Source organism: Oerskovia sp. NPDC056781, assembly GCF_042789955.1.
Lineage (GTDB): Bacteria > Actinomycetota > Actinomycetes > Actinomycetales > Cellulomonadaceae > Oerskovia > Oerskovia rustica.
On the sequence record NZ_JBHUAD010000273.1, the window covers coordinates 1 to 4,752 of the forward strand.

4 protein-coding genes are annotated in these 4,752 nt (G+C 71.0%); 3 read left to right on the forward strand and 1 reads right to left on the reverse strand.

Going from position 1 to position 4,752, the window contains the following annotated elements; genetic code table 11:
* Positions 1-165 precede the first annotated feature (165 nt).
* Positions 166-870, forward strand: a complete 705-nt coding sequence (locus tag ACFRCR_RS16935; RefSeq protein WP_377679153.1) for a hypothetical protein — start codon at positions 166-168, stop codon at positions 868-870.
* 108 nt (positions 871-978) lie between these two features.
* Here the strand turns inward: ACFRCR_RS16935 and ACFRCR_RS16940 are convergent, their stop codons facing one another.
* Positions 979-1,278, reverse strand: coding sequence for a GNAT family N-acetyltransferase (locus ACFRCR_RS16940; RefSeq protein ID WP_377679154.1), 300 nt, complete (start codon positions 1,276-1,278; stop codon positions 979-981).
* Between the two features lie 145 nt (positions 1,279-1,423).
* Between ACFRCR_RS16940 and ACFRCR_RS16945 the strand changes: the two genes are divergently transcribed.
* Both ACFRCR_RS16945 and ACFRCR_RS16950 read left to right on the forward strand, forming a co-directional pair.
* The gene (locus ACFRCR_RS16945) at positions 1,424-2,692 is read left to right on the forward strand and encodes an MFS transporter (protein WP_377679156.1); all 1,269 of its coding nucleotides are present in this window, start codon (positions 1,424-1,426) and stop codon (positions 2,690-2,692) included.
* 205 nt (positions 2,693-2,897) lie between these two features.
* Positions 2,898-4,685 (forward strand): pyruvate dehydrogenase, encoded by a 1,788-nt coding sequence (locus ACFRCR_RS16950; protein ID WP_377679158.1) that lies wholly within the window; start codon positions 2,898-2,900, stop codon positions 4,683-4,685.
* Positions 4,686-4,752 lie beyond the last annotated feature (67 nt).

The following is a 4,752-nucleotide window of genomic DNA, read 5'->3' on the forward strand; positions in this document are numbered from 1 at the left end:
CGGGCACCTCACCGCTCCTCCCTCTCATCCCGTGGCCCCCGTGGCGCCGCGCAGCCCCTCGTCGGGCATCTCACATGGGTAGTTCTCACCATCAGAATGGTGATCTGCCCCAGATCTCTACTCCTAGTATCGACAGTGTTCCCTCGTCGATCCTCTGGAGTCCCCATGCGCACGTCACGAGCAGCCTTCGCGCTGCCCCTCGCCCTCGCCGCCGTCCTCGGCCTGTCCGCCTGCGCGGGCGACGACGCCCCCGAGGAGACCACCCCGGCCTCGAGCGTCGAGAAGCCGGCTGCGGAGGAGACCCCTGCCGAGAAGGAGGCCGAGCCTGCCGCCGCGGGCACGGGCGACAAGCCCGCGTGGGCCGCGTCCAACGAGGTCGTCGGCACCCAGCTCGGCACGGCCGAGGGCGACGGCTTCACCGTGGACGTCTATCAGGTGAGCACCGCGGTCGCGACGAAGACCGGCCAGTTCGCGGACGAGTCGGGCAAGCCGATCCTGAACCCGGGCGACGAGATCGTGTTCGTCAACTACGTCCTGACCAACACGGGCGACGCCGACCTGCCCCTGAGCTACACGGTCGTGGGCGTCGACGCACGCTACGGCGACTGGCCCTACATGCAGGGCATGGACAGCATCGTCGACAGCGCGCTCTTCGAGGCGGCCGGTGTCGTCGACTCCCCGATCGTCCCGGGATCCGGCGAGGCGCCGTTCGTCCTCGCGCCGGGGCAGTCCGTCGCCTACGGGGAGAACTTCAGGTACCAGCCCGGCTCCCCCATCGAGTTCGAGGTCACGGTCACCCCGGCCGACGCCTCGGGCGACCTGAACCACGACCTGCGCCAGGAAGTCACGCTCGCCGCGACCATCTCCTGAGCCACGGATCCCGGCAGGGACCGAGCGGGGCAGGACGTAGTGCCCGACGACCTGCCCTGCTCGGGCATTCCCGCGACGGCGGTCATCGTCGTCCCGCCACGGTGAAGGTCAGCGCGCGACCAGGTCCTGGTACTCCTCGTGGAGCTGCACGAACGCCCGGATGAACGGGCACAGGGGCACGACCTTCTGCCCCGAGGCCCGCACCTGGTCGAGCGCCCCGCGCGCGAGCGTCGACCCGACGCCGTGCCCCGCGAAGGCGTCGTCGACCTCGGTGTGCGTGAACACGACCTGGCCAGGTTGTCGCACGTACGCGGCGAAGCCCGCCACCTCCCCTTCGGGGGTGCGTGCCTCGAAGCGCTCCTCGGTCGTGTTGTCGACGACCGCGATCTCCTGCGTCTGCTCGCTCACCCGTTCATCATGCGGGCCCGCACCAGTTCGCGCGCGCCCGGTGGAACGGTGACACTCGGTACGTGCCGACGAGTCGCCGGCCCCCGGGCCGCGCACGCGCCGGGCGTGTGCCGTCGGCCGGGGCAACGGATGGGAGAATGAGACGGTGGTACAGGATCCCCCTCGCGCAGCGGCAGACGACTCCCGCAACCCCTACCGTGTCGTCCTCAGCAAGCCGGGGGCGCTGAACTTCTCGGCCGCCGCCGTCGTGGCGAGGCTCCCGATGTCCATGGTCGGCATCGGCATCGTCCTGATGATCCAGGGCATCTACGGCTCGTACGCGCTGGCCGGACGCGTGTCCGCGGCCTACGTGATCGCTCAGGCCATCGCCTCGCCGCAGATCGCGCGCTACGTCGACCGCGTCGGCCAGGCCAAGGTCATGCGCCCGCTGCTCGTCGTGAGCACCCTCGGGCTCGTGAGCCTGATCCTCTCCGCGGTCAACCAGGCCCCCGAGATCTGGCTCTACGTGAGCGCCGTCGTGGCGGGCGCGAGCATCGGCTCGTACGGCTCGATGGTCCGCGCGCGCTGGAGCCACGCCGTCAAGGACTCCCGCCAGCTCCACACCGCCTACTCCCTGGAGTCCGCGCTCGACGAGCTCGTGTTCGTCGTCGGCCCGGTCCTCGCGACCCTGCTCGCGACCGAGGTCACCGACTCGGCGGGCATCATCGTCCCCGCGGTAGCAGCCGTCGTGGGCGGCGTGTGGTTCCTGGCGCAGCGCCGCACCGAACCGCCCGTGATCCCCGTCGTCCCAGGCGTCAAGCACGGCTCCGCGATGCGCTCGCCCGGCATGGTCGTGCTGGCCGTCGTCTTCGTCGCGATGGGCTTCATCTTCGGCGCGACCGACGTCTCGACCATCGCGTTCGCCGAGGAGCAGGGGTCCAAGTCGGCGTCGGGCCTGATCCTCGCGGTCTTCGCGCTCGGCTCGCTCATCTCGGGCCTCGCCTACGGCGCCCGCCACTGGGTCTCACCGCTGTGGAAGCGGTTCGCGATCGGCATGGTCGCGCTCGCCCTCGGCGTCTCCCTGTTCTTCGTGGTCACGTCGCTGCCCATGCTGGCCGTCGTCATGTTCGTCACGGGCTTCACGATCGCCCCGACCCTCATCAACGGCAACGCCCTGGTGCAGAACCTCGTGACGCCGAACCAGCTCACCGAGGGTCTCGCGTGGGTCGGGACGTCGCTGGGTGTGGGCGTGTCCTTCGGGGCGTCGATCGCGGGCTCGCGCATCGACGCTGCGGGCGCGCACGCCGGGTTCCAGGTCGTCATGATCGCGGCGGGGCTCGCGGTGGTCGCGGTGCTCGCCTCGCTGCGGGTCCTGCGCCGGGGTGCGCCTCGTCCGGACCTCGCAGACGACCACGTCGTGACCGACGAGCAGTAGCCACCCGCACCACGCCTCGTCCAGCGCGCAGCCCGGGCCGTCCCGAGGCGCCGTGGGCAGCCCTGTCCGAACACTCCACGCGCACGCCCTGTGACGCGGACCTGACACCCGGACGTGACCAGCGGAACGGCGCCAGCGGCTGCGCCCCGCGGGCTTCCGACGCACGATGGAGAGGTCCCCCATCCCCTCGTGCGGAGGTTCTCCCATGGCACTCGGACTCGGCCGGCCCCAGGACAAGCGCAACAGGACGGTCGCCGACCTCCTCGTCGCGCAGCTCATCGAAGCGGGGGTCGAACGCATCTACGGGATCGTGGGCGACAGCCTCAACCCCGTGGTCGACGCGGTCCGGCGCAGCCAGAAGGGGAAGGGCAAGGGCATCGAGTGGGTGCACGTGCGCCACGAGGAGTCCGCCGCGTTCGCCGCCGCGGCCGAGGCCGAGGTCACCGGGAAGCTCGCGGTGTGCGCGGGCTCGTGCGGGCCCGGCAACCTGCACCTCATCAACGGGCTGTACGACGCCAACCGCTCCAAGGTGCCCGTCCTCGCGATCGCGAGCCACATCCCGAGCGCGCAGATCGGGACGAGCTTCTTCCAGGAGACGCACCCCGACCGGCTGTTCACCGAGTGCTCGGTGTACTCCGAGATGATCTCGTCGGCCAAGCAGGCGCCGCGCGTCATCAACTCCGCGATCCACCACGCGTACGGCGCCCCGGGCGTCTCGGTCCTGACGATCCCGGGCGACGTCGCGGACCTCGACGCCGCGGCCGAGGTCATCGACGTCGCCGTCCACCCCGCGAAGCCCCGGATCGTCCCGGACCCCGACGCGCTCCGGACCCTGGCCGACGCGATCAACGAGGCCAAGAAGGTCACGATCTTCGCGGGCGTGGGGACCCGCGGGGCGCACGACGACGTGATCGCGCTCGCCGACAAGATCGCGGCTCCCATCGGCCACTCGCTGCGCGGCAAGGAATGGATCCAGTACGACAACCCGTTCGACGTCGGGATGAGCGGCCTGCTCGGCTACGGCGCCGCGCACGACGCCATGCAGGAGGCAGACCTCCTGGTCCTGCTCGGCACCGACTTCCCGTACGACCAGTTCCTGCCCGAGTCCGTGCGCACCGCGCAGGTCGACACCGACCCCACGCACCTGGGCCGCCGGACCCGGCTCGACGTCGCCGTGGTCGGCGACGTCGGCGAGACCGTACGGCTCCTGCTGCCACTCGTGAACACGGCCAAGAACCGCTCGTTCCTCGACGGCATGGTCGCCAAGCACGAGAAGTCCATGACGGGCGTGGTCGGGGCGTACACCAAGGACGTCGAGAAGCACTCGCCCATCCACCCCGAGTACGTCGCGGACGTCCTCGACCAGGAGGCCGCCGACGACGCGGTGTTCACGGTCGACACGGGCATGTGCAACGTGTGGGCCGCCCGGTACATCAGCCCCAACGGCAAGCGGCGCGTCATCGGTTCGTTCCTGCACGGGTCCATGGCCAACGCGGTGCCGCACGCGATCGGCGTCGCGGCCGCGCAGCCCGACCGCCAGGTCGTCGCCATGGCGGGCGACGGCGGGCTGTCGATGCTGCTGGGCGAGCTCATCACGATCAAGGCCTACGAGCTGCCCGTGAAGATCGTCCTGTTCGACAACGCGAGCCTGGGCATGGTGCGCCTCGAGATGCTCGTCGACGGGCTGCCCATGTTCGGCACCGAGTCGCCGCACATCGACTACGCCGCGGTCGCGAACGCGATAGGGATCCCGTCCGTGCGGGTCGAGCGGGCCAAGGACGTGCGGGGGGCGCTGCGCGGGGCCCTCTCGCGTCCCGGGCCCGCGCTGGTCGACGTCGTGACCGACCCGCGCGCGCTGTCCCTCCCCCCGACCATCACGGCCGGGCAGGTGCGCGGCTTCGCGGTCGCGATGAGCAAGGAGGTCCTGGGCGGCGGCATGGGCGAGGTCGTGTCGATGGCCCGGGCGAACCTGAGGAACGTGCCACGCCCGTAGGTCTCGGCCCGGGCCTGGGCCCGGCTCGTCGAGTGTGCAGTTCGGGCTGTCCCACGGCCCGCGAGAC

What these genes read in the sequence shown, in the direction of transcription:
- ACFRCR_RS16935 (WP_377679153.1), top strand. Translation starts at nt 166, where the DNA reads ATGCGCACGTCACGAGCAGCCTTCGCGCTGCCCCTCGCCCTCGCCGCC.
- ACFRCR_RS16950 (WP_377679158.1), top strand. Translation starts at nt 2,898, where the DNA reads ATGGCACTCGGACTCGGCCGGCCCCAGGACAAGCGCAACAGGACGGTC.